The organism is Curtobacterium sp. MCBD17_003 (assembly GCF_003234885.2).
Taxonomy (GTDB): domain Bacteria; phylum Actinomycetota; class Actinomycetes; order Actinomycetales; family Microbacteriaceae; genus Curtobacterium.
Genome location: NZ_CP126275.1, coordinates 1,912,279 through 1,927,050, shown reverse-complemented (window position 1 = coordinate 1,927,050; position 14,772 = coordinate 1,912,279). Strand labels below are relative to the sequence as shown.

Here is a 14,772-nt window from a genome sequence, read left to right as displayed (position 1 = left end):
CGTCACCACCACCGCAGAGGAACGACATCCGCATGAGCATGACCCCCGAGCAGGCGACCTGGTTCGCCGACGTCGCCGGCCGCATCGTCACGAACGTCGAGCAGGTGCTGCTCGGCAAGACCTTCGTGATCCGACTCGCGGTGACGGCGATGCTGAGCGAGGGGCACCTGCTGCTCGAGGACGTCCCGGGCACGGGCAAGACGAGCATGGCCCGAGCGCTCGCGCAGAGCGTGCAGGGTTCGACTGCCCGGATCCAGTTCACGCCCGACCTGCTGCCGGGCGACATCACGGGCATCAGCGTGTACGACCAGCGCACGAGCGAGTTCGAGTTCCACCGCGGTCCGGTGTTCGCCAACGTCGTGCTCGCCGACGAGATCAACCGAGCGAGCCCGAAGACGCAGTCCGCGCTCCTCGAGGCGATGGAGGAGTCCGCCGTGACCGTGGACGGCGTGACGCATCGTCTCGCCGCACCGTTCATGGTCATCGCCACGCAGAACCCGATCGAACAGGCGGGAACGTACCGTCTGCCCGAGGCGCAGCTCGACCGCTTCCTCATGAAGACGTCGATCGGGTACCCGGATCACGCGGCGACCGTGCGGATCCTCGAGACCCCGTCCGCACCCTCCGCGTCGGTGCCGCTCGCGAGCGTCGTGCCCGCCGCCACGATCACCGAGATGGCCGCGCTCGCCCGCACCGTCCACGTCGACCCCGTCATCGCGGACTACGTCGCGCGACTCGTCGACGGCACCCGAGCGTCGAGTGAGGTGCGTCTCGGCGTCAGCGTGCGGGGCGCGATGGGGCTCATGCGAGCAGCCCGCGTCTTCGCCGCGCTCAGCGGACGGCACTACGTGACCCCCGACGACGTCAAGGCGCTGGCCGAGCCGGTCCTGGCACACCGGATCGTGCTCGACGCCGAGGCGGAGTTCGACGGCGTCAGCACGACGAGCGTCGTCGCGCAGCTCGTGGTCGAGACACCGCCGCCCGTCGACCGGGTGGCTCCGTGACCGACCGCGCCACCCGCGACCGGGCCCCGACCGGGACGGCGTCCCGTCGGCCGGGAGGGACCCGGTCGCGTCGCCCGGGCGTCGAACGGACCGCGACGCTCGGCGCGACGAACGCGCGCACTCACCTGGTCGGCGGCTCCCGAGGCGGGGCGGCGGACGCCGTGGCGGGCGCAGCCCGTCTCGCGCGAGCGGTCGGGAGGCTCGGCGCGCGGGTCGGGGGGCAGGTCGCGTCGGTCGTCACCGGACTCGGCTGGACCGTGGCGGTGCTCACGGCGGTCGCGCTCGTCCTCGGGTACCGGTACGGGCTGCGTGAGGTCGTCGCCGTCGGCTGGACCGGTGTCGTGCTCGCGGTCGTGGCGCTCGTCGCGTTGGTCGGGCGGTCGCGCCTGGCCGTCCGGATGCACCTGCCCACCCGCAGGGTCGCGGTGGGGGGCACGGCCACGGTCCGGATCACGGCGGAGAACCCGGGCCGCGTGCCCACGGTCGCCACGAGCGTCGAGGTCCCCGTCGGACCCGGACTCGTCGACGTCGCGTTGCCGGGCATCGCCCCGCAGGACACGGTCGAGCGGGAGGTCCCGGTCCCGACCCTCCGCCGCGGCGTCCTCGACGTCGGGCCCGTCCGGGGCGTCCGCGCCGACCCGGTCGGCCTCGTCCGACGCGAGGTCGTCTGGACGCAGCGGGAGCAGGTGATCGTGCACCCGCGCACGATCGCGATCCCGTCCACCAGCACCGGTCTCGTCCGCGACCTCGAAGGGCAGGTCACGCGCGACCTGTCGCCCGCGGACATCGCGTTCCACGCCATCCGCGAGTACCAGCCGGGCGACGACCCGCGCACGGTGCACTGGAAGTCGACCGCCAAGACCGGCGCGCTCATGGTCCGTCAGTTCGAGGAGACACGCCGATCGCACCTCGTGGTCGCGCTCGGGACGGCCCGGAGCGAGTTCGGCGACGACGACGAGTTCGAGCTCGCCGTGAGCGCTGCGGCGTCCCTCGGCGACCGCGCCATCCGCGACGGTCGCGAGGTCACCGTGGTCGTGTCAGCGCGGACACCGGAGTTCGCGCGGCGTCGGGTGTACGCGGTGCACCCGCTGACGACACGATCGCCGTCGCTGCTGCTCGACGACTTCGCGCGCGTCGCGGCCTCCGATGCTTCCCTGCCCACCAGCGAGGTGGCCCGGATCGTCGGTGACGACAGCGTCGGGACGTCCGTCGCCTTCCTCGTCGTGGGCTCCGCCGTCGGACTCGGTGCGCTGCGGCTCGCCGCGACCCGGTTCCCCGTCGGCGTCGAGGTCGTCGCGGTGATCTGCGAGACCGAGTCGCCGCCGCGTGTCGTCCGGGTGCCCGGACTCACCGTCATCACGATCGGGTACCTCGAAGACCTCCGGCACGCCCTGCGACGATCGGCAGCGGCGTGAGCGCCCAGCCGGTCGCGGCCGCCGCCGACGTCTCCTCGCGTCGGGCGGAGCGCGAGCGCCGGCAGCGGCGTCCCGCGGTCCTGCGCGTCGTCGGCGGCACGCTCGTGGTCGTGCTGCTCGTGGGCCTCGCGAGTGTCGCGTGGTGGCCGCTCTACCGGTCGTCCGCCATGGTGGGGGCCGGCGTCGCGGCGGTGGTCGCCGGGGCGCTGATCGCGCTGGCGGGCTCGTGGTGGCGCCTCCCCGGCCCGGTGCTCCTGGCACTGACGGTGGCGGCGTTCACCCTCGTCGGCGTGCCCGCCGCGGTCCCGACCGAGGCAGCCGGGGTCCTGCCGACTCCGGCCGGTCTCGTGGACCTGTTCTCGTCGGTCGCCCTCGGGTGGAAGCGCCTGCTCACCATCGGGCCGCCGGTGGGCGACTACGAGGCGCTCCTCGTGCCCTACTTCGCGTCCGCGCTCGTCGTCGTCGTCGTCGGCGTGACCACCGCCGTCCGGACACCCCGTCCGGAGATCGCGGCGCTTCCACCGCTCGCGTTCTTCGCGGTCGGCGTCCTCGTCGGCCCCACGCGGCTCGCCTACCCCGTGGTGTCCGGCGTCGTGCTCGTGGGGGCGGCCCTGGCGTGGGCGCTCGTGTCCCGGCGGGTGCGTCGCGCGGTCGCGGTCGCGGGGACCGCCGGGAGCCGGGTCCACGTCGGTCGGTCGATCGTGCGCCCGTCGCTCGTGGGACTCGCGACCATCGTCGCCGCCGGGGTCCTCGCGAGTGGGCTCGGGGTGGTCGCGACCCCGCACGCCGACCGCCGCGTCGCACGGAGCAGCGTCGTCGCGCCGTTCGACCCCCGCGACTACGTCAGCCCGTTGAGCGGGTTCCGCGCGTACGAGGAGGCGGGAACGGCGGACGCCCCGCAGCTCACCGTCACCGGGCTCCCGGCCGACGGTTTCGTCCGGATCGCGACGCTCGACACCTACGACGGCGTCGTGTACTCCGTCGGCGGGCCGTCGGGTGCCTCCGCGTCCGGCACGTTCAGTCGGGTCCCGACGTCCGTCGACACGAGCGGTGTCCGAGGCCGCCGGGTGCACGTCGACGTGCAGGTACGCGGGTACGGCGGGGTCTGGGTGCCCACGGTCGGTGACCTCGAACAGATCCGGTTCACCGGCTCCCACGCCGATGCCGAACGGAACGCGTTCTACTACGACCAGAGCACCGGCACCGCGGCCGTCGTCGGCGGAGTGGGCCGCGGGACCGCCTACTCGCTGACCGCGGTGGTCCCCGCCCGACCGTCCGCAGCGGAGCTCGCCGGCGCGCGCCCCGGTGCTGCCCGGGTCCCGACCCCGACACAGGTCCCCCAGGCCGTGTCGGACACCGTCGCCGCGACGACGAAGGGCGTCACCGGCACGGGTCGCAAGCTCGCGGCCGTGATCGCGGCGCTGCGCACGCACGGGTACGTCAGCCACGGTGTGGGCGACGACCGACCGAGCCGTTCGGGCCACGGTGCCGACCGCATCACCGAGCTCCTCACCGCGCCGCTCATGATCGGGGACGGCGAACAGTACGCCGTCGCCGCGTCCCTCATGGCGCAGGACCTCGGGTTCCCGGCACGGGTGGTCCTCGGGTTCGCGTCGGGCGGTTCCGGGGCAGACCGCGTCGACACCGGTCGGACGACCTTCCGTGGTGCGGACGTCACTGCTCGGATCGAGGTCGACACCGCCCAGTACGGCTGGGTCATGATCGACCCGAACCCGCCCGTCCGGGCGATCCCCGAGGACCAGGACCAGACCCCGCAGCCCGTGACACGACCCGAGACGGTCGTCCCGCCACCGCCCGCGGCACAGGAGGACCAGGACACCCAGACCCCGCCACAGAGCGACCGCGGTACCCCGCCGGAGGCGCCGCTGTGGCTCCGGATCCTGCTGGCGGCGCTGCCCTGGGTCATCGGGGCGCTGGCCGTCGCGGCGCTCGTCGCACTGCCGTTCGCCGTGGTCGTCGCCCGCAAACGCCTGCGTCGACGTCGCCGCCGTCGTGCTCCCACGGGCCGCGCACGGGTCGTCGGCGCCTGGGACGAGTACCGCGACGCCCTGACCGACCGAGGCGTCCCGATCGGACGTGCGGCCACACGGCGGGACGTCGCGGGCATGGCACCGGACCCGGCGGCAGCGGGATTGGCCGCGCTCGCTGACCGGGTCGTGTTCGGCCCCGCCGACGCGGACGGTGCCACGGCGGACCGCATGTGGTCCGCGACCGACACCGCGGTGCGGGCGCTGCAGGATGGCCGGACGCGGTGGCAGCGGTTCCGAGCCGCCACGTCGCTCCGTTCCCTGCGTCGGCCGCGGTCGCCGCGCGCGTCCGCTCCGGCTCGGTCGTCCTCGACGCCGGGTTCCGCTGGGTAGCATGGCGGGAGTTCGAACGAGGACAGAGGTCACGAGTGATCAGATGTGAGCACTGCGGATCGCCGCTCCCGGACGGGGCCATCATCTGCGGTGAGTGTGGTCGGTCGGTGTCGGTGGCGACGGCACGTCGCTCCGTCGAACCGGAGCCCGGACGCGCCCCGCAACCACCGCCGCTCCGTCCGCCGGCCCCCTCGGCCGGGCGACCGGACCCCGCGGCCGATGCCTGGCTGCCGGAGACCACGCTCGACCCCGCGACGCGTGCCTGGCTCACCGGCGCGTCCGACCGGCGCGACGAGTCCGGTCGCGGTGGGGACGAGATCCGGCGCCCGCACGACCCGGACGACGACGGCGACCGTCGGTTCGCGCCGCGGAGCGCACCGAGCCATGTGAACGGCTCGGACAGCGGTCTCGCGAGCTGGGCCGGCCGACGCACGGAACCCTCGCTCGACCCGGACCGCATCCGGCCCGTTCCGGTCGACGACCGCCCGGACGACCGAGCCGGTCGGGTCGACGACGGCGCTCCGGTGGATGCACCCGGTGTAGCCACCCGGGCGGATCAGCTCGACGAGGACCCCGAGGTGACGCTCGTCGCGCCGCCCACGCCGCAGCGCCGCGTCCCCGATCCGGTCGTTCCCGAACCCGCCGCTCCCACGTGGTGGGTCGGGCGGAACCGGCCCACCGCAGCGGCTGATGCGGGCCACGATGCCGACACCGCAGCCGTTTCCGGCACCGAAGCCGACCCGGTGGACCGAGACGACGACGCGGTGCCGGGGGAGCGCTCGAACGCGGGAGACGCTCCCGCCGCCATGGACCGCCGCGCGGACGACGCCGGGCGCGGTCATGACGCAGCCGCGAGCGGTCACGACGCAGCCGCGGGTCAGGACGGATCCGAGGGGCACGGCCATCCCGAGGGTCACGACGGACTCGAGGGCCGCGGGGACGCCCGTGGCCAGGACGATCGCACCCGGGACGACGACTCGCCATCCCCGGCAGCCGGCGTCACCGCGGACGTCCCGGCACCGGGCGACACCGCGGTCATCATGCCCTTCCCGGAGCGGCGCGTCGCGCCACGCCCCGTGCCGCTCGTGGCGCCGGGAGCGCAGGGAGCGACGTGCCACGTGTGCGGGCACCCCCTCGAGCCGGACGACATCTTCTGCGAGGAGTGCGGCGCCGTCGTGCCGGCCGTGACCGCGGCGTACACGGGCCCCGTGGTGCCGCTCCCGATGGAGCGACCCGACTGGTCGATCGTGGACGACTCGGACCCCGTGTCCGGGAGCGCGGACGAGGCCAGTACCGACGCCGGGTCCGACGCTGTAGACGCTCCCGACCCCGACCAGGACACCGACGTGTCCCAGGCCGACGCGCCCCAGGACACCGACGTGTCCCAGGCCGACGCGCCCCAGGACACCGACGTGTCCCAGGCCGACGCGCCCCAGGACACCGACGCGGACCAGGACGCCGAGGCGGACCAGGGCGACCCGGACCAGGACGCCGACGCGGACCACGTCGCTGACGCGCAGCCGCTGCCGCAGGCCGACTCCGGAGACGCAGCACCCCTTGCCGTGCCGGATCCGGCGTCCCGGATGCGTGCCGGACATGCCGCCTCAGCGCCGTCGGACGACCTCCCGCCGATGCCGGGTCGCCTCGACGAGCCGCCCGCGGCCGCACCGCTGCGCCCGACGCTCCCACCCATCCCACCGTCGCCGATCGCCGAGGACACCCTCCGCACGTGGAGTCGACGGCGGCAGGACGATGACGGCGAGGACGTCGAGGCGACACGCATCGTCGCCCGTTCGCCCCAGCGCGCTCCCGTCGTCCTGCACTTCAGCACGGGCGAGCGGGTCGGACTCGTCGGTTCCGGGCTGCTCGGACGCCTCCCGCGCCCCGAGCCGGGTGAGCGGATCGACGAGGTCATCACGATCGTCGACCCCGGCAAGTCGGTGTCGAAGACGCACCTCGAGTTGGGGCGGGAGGGCGACGACCTGTGGGTGTCCGACCGGTTCTCCGGCAACGGCACGGTGATCCGGCACATCGACGGCAGCATCCGCCGGTGTGAGCCCGGACGCCGCTACCGAGTCGAGCGCGGGGCACGGGTCGACATCGGCGAGCAGTTCTTCCTGGTGCAGTAGGCGGAAGGCGCCGCGTCGGGCGGACCGGACGGGGCCTTCGGGGGCCGGGATGACGTGCTGGCGTCGTGGTGTCCCTCGACTCGGCCTTCGTCCCGGCGATCCGCGGTCGTTTCCACGAGCGGTCGATCCGCGCTTCCGCCATCGCGCGCTCGAGGGCTCCCGATCGCCGGGGCGCTCCTCGCGGGCGCATCAGCCGACCCTGTACAAGAGCTCGTCCGTCGAGGGCGTCGAGGCCGCGATGGTCGCACACGAGCACGTCGGCGCGGCCTCGCACGCGATCGTCGAGCCCCGGTACCGGGGACCAGGAGCACGCGGCCTGAACCCTCCCGACGCGGCTCGGCGTCCACGTACGGGTCGCGGTGTCGACCCTGCCGACGACCGGATCCGAGAACACGCGAGGTCAGGGCGGGCGACGCTCCTCCTCCACAGACGGCGGGGATCCGGAGGTCCCACACCGCGCGCCCCCTCGGTGCCGGGGTCGCGTCCGGTGTGCGTCACGCTCGTGCCATGCAGAACGGTCAGGAGGGCCGTGGCCGCGCCGTCCTGGCCCTCGCCACGGCGGTGGTCGCCCTGGGCAGCGCCGTGTCCGCGCTCCCGGGGACGGCTGATGCCGCCGTCTCCCGCATCGTCGGTGTCATCGCAACCACAGCCGCGCTCGTGGCCGTCCGCTGGGCGTCGCGTCGGCCGGGTGGTGGACCGTCTCCGACGGGGCGGGCGGGTCCGGCCCCGTCGACTCCCGATGGCGCACCCGGCCTCGACATCGACCGTGCCCAGCATGCTCAGGACCTCGGTCGGTTGCCCGTGCTCCTCGGTCACCGGCCGGAGCGAAGCGGGGCAGCGTCCCGGATCGGTGCGATGCGGGACCACGTCGACGGCGTGCCTGACGAGGTCATCGGCTGGTCCGCCATCGTCGCCGACGTGGCCGGCGGCCTCGCGGTCGTCGGCCCGGGCGTCGCCGCACGCGCCGTGTTCCGTGCGGTCGTGACGGCGCTGGCCGACGGCGCCGGAGGCGAGCACGTCGAGATCCGGAGTGTGGGCGACGAGGTGGTGTCGGGCCTGCCGGCCGCCGGGCGGCCGCCCGCCGGCGCGCTCGGCTGGACGTCGGACGGGACCGCGGTGGCCGTCGTGCACCCCAGGCACGGTCCGCCCGGCGCGCTCGGCTGGGTCGTCCTCGCCCCGACGCGCGCCGACGTGCCGCCCGCCGTCCGCACCCGGCTGCTCGTGGACGCCGGGGGCTGCCGTCTGCTGCCCGGCGGGTCCGTCGAGCCGATCGACCTCGTGGCGGACGGTGCCGATGGCATCGTGCCGGTGTTGCCGCCGGTCCCAGGCCGACCGCCGGTCGAGCTCCGTCCGTCGCCCGCGACCTCAGGCCACGAGGCCGCGCCCGGGCCGCACGCCCCCGACGCGCTGCCCACCACCGAGGACCGACGGGACGGACGCCGCGATGACGGCACGCGCGTCGTCGGGGTCGACCATGCCGGAACGGGCGAGCAGCGTCAGCGCCGCGAGCGTGCCGGCGCGCTGTGATCCGTCGAGCACCTTCACGGCGACCGCACCGGAGCCGGGTACCCCCATGACCATGACGCCCTCGGCACCGAGCTTCGCCAACACCCCGAGACGCTCGATGGTGAGGGTGTTGGCGCGACCCGGCCCGTCGATCGCCCACGGCTCCGCGAGCACGGCCGTCGTCAACGCCCGACCGTCCGCGTCCGTCGGGCCGACGACGGTCGCGATGCCGCGGGCCAGGCCGTGCAGGGTCAGCGGGACGACGGGCGCACCGCAGCCGTCCACGCCGACGACGTCGACCGACTCACGGGTCAGGTCCTCCACCGTGTCGACCACCACGCGCTGCAGCGGGTGGTCCACGGCGAGGTAGGTCGACCGGTCCCATCCGTTCAGTGCGCAGGAGGCCAGCATCGCCGCGTGCTTGCCGGAGCAGTTCATCGCCAGACGACGGGGTGCGGTCATCCGTCGTGCGGTCGCGCCGTCGAAGGGGAAGTCCGGGGGGCATCCCAACGTGTCCTCGTCGTGACCCCATGCGGCGAGCATCGCCGCGGCGACCTCCTGGTGCGCGGGCGTACCGGCGTGGCTCGCGGTGCTGAGCACGAGCTGCGCTCCCTCGAACCGCGCTCCCGTCCGACGGACCGCGATCGCCTGGAACGGCTTCAGCGTGCTCCGCGTCCAGACGCTCGCGGCTGCGTCGCCCACCACGTCCACCATCCGCCCGTCCGCGTCGACGACCACGCCGGCGCCGACGTGCCGGCTCTCGTCGAAGCCCGAGCGGGACACGACGGCCAGCTCGACCGACCCGCCCGCGGTGAGGGGGTGGCGGTCGGAGCGGACGTCGGCGGTTCCCGGCATGATGGGGAGTGTAACCGCGGTGTCACACCCCCTCGGCAGGAGGCTCCATGCTCGACCACGACCACACCGTCGAGGTCCGGTGGACCGGCGACCGGGGGACCGGCACGTCCGACCACCGTGCCTACGGCCGCGACCACGTGGTGTCCGCGGCGGGCAAACCGGACCTCCCCGGCTCGGCGGCGCAGCCCTTCCGCGGCGACGCGGACCGCTGGAACCCCGAGGACCTCCTCGTGGCGGCGCTCGCCCAGTGCCACATGCTGAGCTATCTCCACGTCGCCGCGCTCGCCGGGATCACCGTCGTCGAGTACGAGGACCGCGCCACCGGGCACCTCGACGTCCACCCCGACGGCTCCGGCGAGCTCACCGACGCGCTGCTCCGACCCGTGGTCACCATCCTCGAGCCGGACCGCGTGGCCGACGCGACCGCCGCGCACGCCCGGGCCTCGTCCCTGTGCTTCATCGCCCGGTCCGTGTCGTTCCCGGTCCGGCACGAGCCCGTGATCCGCGTGCGCTGACGAGCACACGGGAACGGTGCGGCAGACTGGTCCGGTCGAAGCGGCCGTCGTCCGCCCGAACGCACCTCAACCCCAACCGAAGGTCCTCGTGAAGCGTCTCCGTCTCGTCCCGTTCCTGATCGTCCCGGCGGTCGTCCTCGGCCTCGCCGCGTGTTCCTCGTCCGGGTCGGGTGGTGGTGCCTCCAGCTCGGCCAGCGCGAGCTCGTCGTCGGCGGCCTGCCCGTCGCCCGGCTCCGCGTCGCGCAGCATCCGGGTCTCGGGGGACTTCGGCGGGACGACCGCGCCGAAGGTCACGTTCGCCAAGGGTCTGTCGGCGAGCCCCACGCAGGCGTCGCGCGTCGTCAAGGGTGGCGGCAAGGCGCTCGCCGACGGCGACTTCATCAAGGTCTCGTACTCCGTGTACCAGGCGAAGACGGCGAAGAAGCTCGGCTCCGTCGGGTTCGATCAGGGCGACCCGCAGGTGCTCTCGGTCGGTGGCACCGGGTTCGGTCAGGTCCTCGGCTGCGCGAACGTGGGGTCGCGCCTGGCCATGGTCGGTTCGAGCAAGGCGCTCGGGTTCGGCACCACCGGCCAGATCGTCGTGGTGGCGGACGTCATCGGCACGACCGCCAAGAAGTCGACCGGGCACCCGCAGACGCAGGACCCCTCCCTCCCCACCGTCAAGGACGCCTCGAGCGGCGAGCCGACCATCACGATCCCGAAGACGGCTGCGCCCGCCAAGACGACGACCGAGGTGATCAAGCTCGGCTCGGGTGACACGGTCGCCAAGGGTGACACCGTGCTCGTGCAGTACAAGGGCGAGGTCTACGCGACCGGCAAGGTCTTCGACTCCACCTGGAAGCGCGGACAGCCGGCGAGCTTCACCGTGCAGGACGGCCAGCTCATCGCGGGGTTCGTGACCGGCCTCGTCGGCCAGAAGGTCGGCTCCCAGGTGATGATCGCCATCCCGGCCGCGGACGCGTACGGTGCGAACCCGCCCGAGGGATCGAACATCCCGAAGAACGCGCCCCTCGTGTTCGTCGTCGACATCCTCGCCAAGGGCTGAGCGTGACGAGCGCCGGATCGAGCGCGCACCCGGACGGCAAGCGTCGGATCGTCGTCCTCGGGAGCACGGGGTCGATCGGCACCCAGGCCCTCGACGTGGTCGCACGCAACCCGGATCGGTTCGAGGTCGTCGGCCTCGTGGCCGGCACCAACCGCGCACTGGCGTCCGAGCAGGCCGAGCGGTTCGGCGTGACCGAGGTCGCGTTCGGCGCGGCCGACGCCCAACGGCTGGTTCGTGCCGTCGAGGCGGACGTCGTGCTCAACGGCATCACCGGGTCGGTCGGGCTCGGCCCGACGCTCGCGGTCCTCGAGACGGGCGCCCTGCTCGCGCTGGCGAACAAGGAGAGCCTCATCGTCGGGGGTCCGCTCGTGCAGGCGGCTGCGGCACCCGGTCAGATCGTGCCGGTCGACAGCGAGCACTCCGCGATCGCGCAGGCACTCCGCGCGGGGTCCGCCACCGAGGTCCGCCGGCTCGTGCTGACCGCTTCGGGAGGCCCGTTCCGCGGACGCTCACGGGCGGAGCTCGCCGACGTGACCCCGGCCGCGGCACTCGCGCACCCGACGTGGGACATGGGTCTCGTCGTCACGACGAACTCGGCGACGCTCGTCAACAAGGGCCTCGAGGTGATCGAGGCGCACCTGCTGTTCGGGGTCCCGTACGACCGCATCGACGTGACGGTCCACGCGCAGTCGATCGTGCACTCGATGGTCGAGTTCGTCGACGGCTCGACGATCGCGCAGGCCTCCCCGCCCGACATGCGGTTGCCGATCGCGCTCGGTCTGGGGTGGCCCGACCGTGTCGCGGGCGTCGGCGTGCCACTCGACTGGACGCGGTCGTCCGCCTGGACCTTCGAGCCGCTCGACCAGGACGCCTTCGGCGCCGTCCGGCTGGCGAAGCAGGTGGGGGAGCGCGGCGGGACCTACCCGGCGGTGTTCAACGCCGCGAACGAACAGGCGGTCGCGGCGTTCCACGCGGGGGCGATCGGGTTCCTCGACATCGTCGACACCGTGGAGCGGGTCGTCGACGCACACGACGCGGGGGAGTCCTCGCTCGAAGGCGTGCTCGCGGCGGAGCGGTGCGCGCGCGCCGAGGCGGATCGTCTGCTGCGTCGCTGACGCGCACCGCGCCTCCCGGCAGGACGCCTGTCTCCCGACCCGTCGTCGATGCCCGACACGGCACGGTGACTCCGCGATGAGCAGTCGCCGCTCAGCGGTCCCTCGGCTGCTGCTTGGCGAGGGTCCCGTACGCTACCCCGGTGACCCCCGGATCCGTGCTCCTGTTCGTCCTCGGCGTCGTCGTGTTCGTCGTCGGCCTGCTGGTCTCGATCGGCCTCCACGAGCTCGGACACCTGTTCTTCGCCAAGCTCTTCGGCGTCAAGGTGACGCAGTACATGCTCGGGTTCGGGCGGACGCTGTGGTCGTTCCGCCGCGGCGACACGGAGTACGGGGTCAAGCCGATCCTCCTGGGCGGCTACATCTCGATGGTCGGGATGCTCGCCCCGCGGGCGTCCGGCAGACCCGCACCGATCACGAACACCGGGTTCTACAGCGCGATGGTGCAGGACGCCCGAGACGCCAGCGCGGAGCAGATCGCCGAACAGGGGGACGAGCGGGCGTTCTACCGACTGACACCGTGGAAGCGGATCATCGTCATGATCGCGGGCCCGGCCATGAACCTCGTGATCGGCATCGTGCTGTTCGCGGTCCTGCTGTGCGGCTTCGGCGCGCCGACGACGAGCATCGCGGGCACGACCGCGTGCGTGCTGCCGACGTCGCAGTCGACCCGGTGCACGAGTGACGATCCGGTGTCCCCGGCGAAGCGGGCAGGACTGCGTGCCGGCGACGCGGTGCTCGCGGTCGACGGCCGGTCGGATGTCTCGACGACCGAGCTGACGACGATCCTGCAGCGGTCGGCCGGCTCGCCCGTGCGACTCACGGTCCTCCGCGACGGGCAGCGGCGCACGATCACCGTGACGCCCCGGCTGGCGACGCGCGACGTCTACCGCGCCGACGGCACGGTGGCGAAGGAGCAGGACGGCAGCACGAAGACGGAACGCGTCGGCGTCGTCGGCGTCTCGATCGGACAGACGCTCGTCCGGCAGTCGCCGGCGGCGGTCCTGCCCGCGGTCTGGGCGCAGACCGAGGCGTCGGCGTCGCTCATCCTCGACCTGCCGCAGCGACTCGTCGCGGTGTGGAACGCCGCGTTCGGATCGCAACAGCGCGCGCAGGACAGCCCGGTGAGCGTCGTGGGCGTCGGCCGCGCCATCGGGACCGTGGCGTCGGCGAGCGGCGTCCCGGTCGTCGACAAGATCTACACGATCCTGTCGCTGCTCGGCGCGCTCAACATCGGTCTCTTCGTGCTCAACCTCGTGCCGCTGCTGCCGCTCGACGGCGGGCACGTCGCGGGCGCACTGTGGGAGGCCGTCAAGCGTCGAACGGCCAAGCTCCTCGGCCGCGGGGACCCGGGCCCGATCGACCTGGCCAAGACGATGCCGCTCACGTTCGCCGTCGTCGTCCTGCTCGGGGGCATGAGCCTGCTCCTCATCTACGCGGACATCGTGCGTCCGGTGCGCGTGTTCGGCTGAGGTCGACCGGGAGGGCCAGCCGTCGGCCCCGGCCGTCGCCCCGGCCCGGGAGGCACGCCGACAGCGGACTGTCGGCCGCCGGTCACCGGGCTGTCACCGGGAACGCGTAGGCTGCCGACCGTGCCAGCAGTCAATCTCGGTATGCCCAAGGCCCCCGTCACCCTCGCTCCGCGCCGCAAGTCGCGCCAGATCAAGGTGGGCAAGGTCCTCGTCGGCGGCGACGCGCCCGTGAGTGTGCAGTCGATGACCACGACGCCGACCACGAACATCAACGCCACCCTGCAGCAGATCGCGGAACTCACCGCGTCCGGCTGCGACATCGTGCGCGTGGCGGTCCCGAGCCAGGACGACGCCGACGCACTGCCGATCATCGCGAAGAAGTCCCAGATCCCGGTGATCGCGGACATCCACTTCCAGCCGAAGTACGTGTTCCAGGCGATCGACGCGGGCTGCGCGGCCGTCCGGGTCAACCCGGGCAACATCCGCAAGTTCGACGACCAGGTCGGTGCGATCGCCAAGGCAGCCAAGGACGCCGGCGTCTCGCTGCGCATCGGTGTGAACGCCGGGTCGCTCGAGCCCAGCATCCTGCAGAAGTACGGCAAGGCCACGCCGGAGGCCCTCGTCGAGTCGGCGGTGTGGGAGGCCTCGCTGTTCGAGGAGCACGACTTCCACGACTTCAAGATCTCCGTCAAGCACAACGACCCGGTCGTCATGGTCCAGGCATACCGACTGCTCGCGCAGCGGGGGGACTGGCCGCTCCACCTCGGCGTCACCGAGGCCGGACCGGAGTTCCAGGGCACGATCAAGAGCGCGACCGCCTTCGGCATCCTCCTCGGTGAAGGCATCGGCGACACCATCCGCGTGTCGCTGTCCGCACCGCCCGCGCAAGAGGTCAAGGTCGGCCTGCAGATCCTGCAGTCGCTCAACCTGCGCGAGCGCAAGCTCGAGATCGTCTCGTGCCCGAGTTGCGGCCGGGCACAGGTCGACGTCTACACGCTGGCGAACGACGTCACCGAGGGCCTGCAGGGCATGACGGTCCCGCTCCGCGTCGCGGTCATGGGCTGCGTCGTCAACGGACCGGGTGAGGCGCGCGAGGCCGATCTCGGCGTGGCGTCGGGCAACGGGAAGGGCCAGATCTTCGTCAAGGGCGAGGTCATCAAGACCGTGCCCGAGGCCGAGATCGTCGAGACCCTGATCGCCGAGGCGAACCGCCTCGCGGCCGAGATGCCCGCCGGAGAGGTCGGCAGCCCCGAGGTCGTCACCGCGTAGATGCGTCGGACCGGACGGCGCGCGGGTGGTCCTGCTGCGGGCCGCTCGGGCGTCCTGCGCGGCCGGTAG

At 73.4% G+C, this 14,772-nt stretch carries 10 protein-coding genes; 9 read left to right on the top strand and 1 reads right to left on the bottom strand.

Features of this window, described 5'->3' with window-relative positions; all coding sequences use genetic code 11:
- The first annotated feature begins 32 nt into the window (after nucleotides 1-32).
- The 4 genes from DEI88_RS09135 to DEI88_RS09120 all read left to right on the top strand — a co-directional run bounded on the left by DEI88_RS09135 (nucleotide 33) and on the right by DEI88_RS09120 (nucleotide 6,929).
- Nucleotides 33-1,004 carry an AAA family ATPase gene (locus DEI88_RS09135; protein ID WP_111013233.1) on the top strand — a complete coding sequence of 324 codons (972 nt, stop codon included), beginning with the start codon at nucleotides 33-35 and terminating at the stop codon, nucleotides 1,002-1,004.
- A complete protein-coding gene (locus DEI88_RS09130) occupies nucleotides 1,001-2,419 on the top strand; it encodes a DUF58 domain-containing protein (protein WP_111013234.1) in 1,419 nt (472 codons plus the stop codon). The genes DEI88_RS09135 and DEI88_RS09130 overlap by 4 nt, the downstream gene beginning before the upstream one ends.
- Nucleotides 2,416-4,800, top strand: a complete 2,385-nt coding sequence (locus DEI88_RS09125) for a transglutaminase TgpA family protein (protein WP_111071507.1) — start codon at nucleotides 2,416-2,418, stop codon at nucleotides 4,798-4,800. Before DEI88_RS09130 ends, DEI88_RS09125 begins: the two co-directional genes overlap by 4 nt.
- Before the next feature lie 107 nt (nucleotides 4,801-4,907).
- On the top strand, nucleotides 4,908-6,929 hold the full coding sequence (locus DEI88_RS09120) for an FHA domain-containing protein (RefSeq protein ID WP_258374949.1): 2,022 nt from the start codon (nucleotides 4,908-4,910) through the stop codon (nucleotides 6,927-6,929).
- A 1,365-nt stretch (nucleotides 6,930-8,294) separates the two neighbouring features.
- On the opposite strand, the gene DEI88_RS09115 is transcribed toward DEI88_RS09120, so the two are convergent.
- A complete protein-coding gene (locus DEI88_RS09115; protein WP_111071508.1) occupies nucleotides 8,295-9,290 on the bottom strand; it encodes an asparaginase in 996 nt (331 codons plus the stop codon).
- 47 nt (nucleotides 9,291-9,337) lie between these two features.
- Here DEI88_RS09115 and DEI88_RS09110 point away from each other — a divergent pair, with 47 nt between their 5' ends.
- The 5 genes from DEI88_RS09110 to ispG all read left to right on the top strand — a co-directional run bounded on the left by DEI88_RS09110 (nucleotide 9,338) and on the right by ispG (nucleotide 14,703).
- Nucleotides 9,338-9,805 (top strand): OsmC family protein, encoded by a 468-nt coding sequence (locus DEI88_RS09110; protein ID WP_111009180.1) that lies wholly within the window; start codon nucleotides 9,338-9,340, stop codon nucleotides 9,803-9,805.
- Between the two features lie 88 nt (nucleotides 9,806-9,893).
- A complete protein-coding gene (locus tag DEI88_RS09105; protein WP_146242826.1) occupies nucleotides 9,894-10,850 on the top strand; it encodes an FKBP-type peptidyl-prolyl cis-trans isomerase in 957 nt (318 codons plus the stop codon).
- 2 nt (nucleotides 10,851-10,852) lie between these two features.
- The gene (locus DEI88_RS09100; protein ID WP_111071509.1) at nucleotides 10,853-11,965 is read left to right on the top strand and encodes a 1-deoxy-D-xylulose-5-phosphate reductoisomerase; all 1,113 of its coding nucleotides are present in this window, start codon (nucleotides 10,853-10,855) and stop codon (nucleotides 11,963-11,965) included.
- Nucleotides 11,966-12,105: 140 nt separating this feature from the next.
- Entirely contained in the window at nucleotides 12,106-13,434 is a 1,329-nt protein-coding gene (locus DEI88_RS09095) for a M50 family metallopeptidase (protein ID WP_258371956.1), read from the top strand.
- A 120-nt stretch (nucleotides 13,435-13,554) separates the two neighbouring features.
- Nucleotides 13,555-14,703 carry a flavodoxin-dependent (E)-4-hydroxy-3-methylbut-2-enyl-diphosphate synthase gene (gene ispG / locus DEI88_RS09090; RefSeq protein ID WP_181434785.1) on the top strand — a complete coding sequence of 383 codons (1,149 nt, stop codon included), beginning with the start codon at nucleotides 13,555-13,557 and terminating at the stop codon, nucleotides 14,701-14,703.
- The last annotated feature ends 69 nt before the right edge of the window (nucleotides 14,704-14,772 follow it).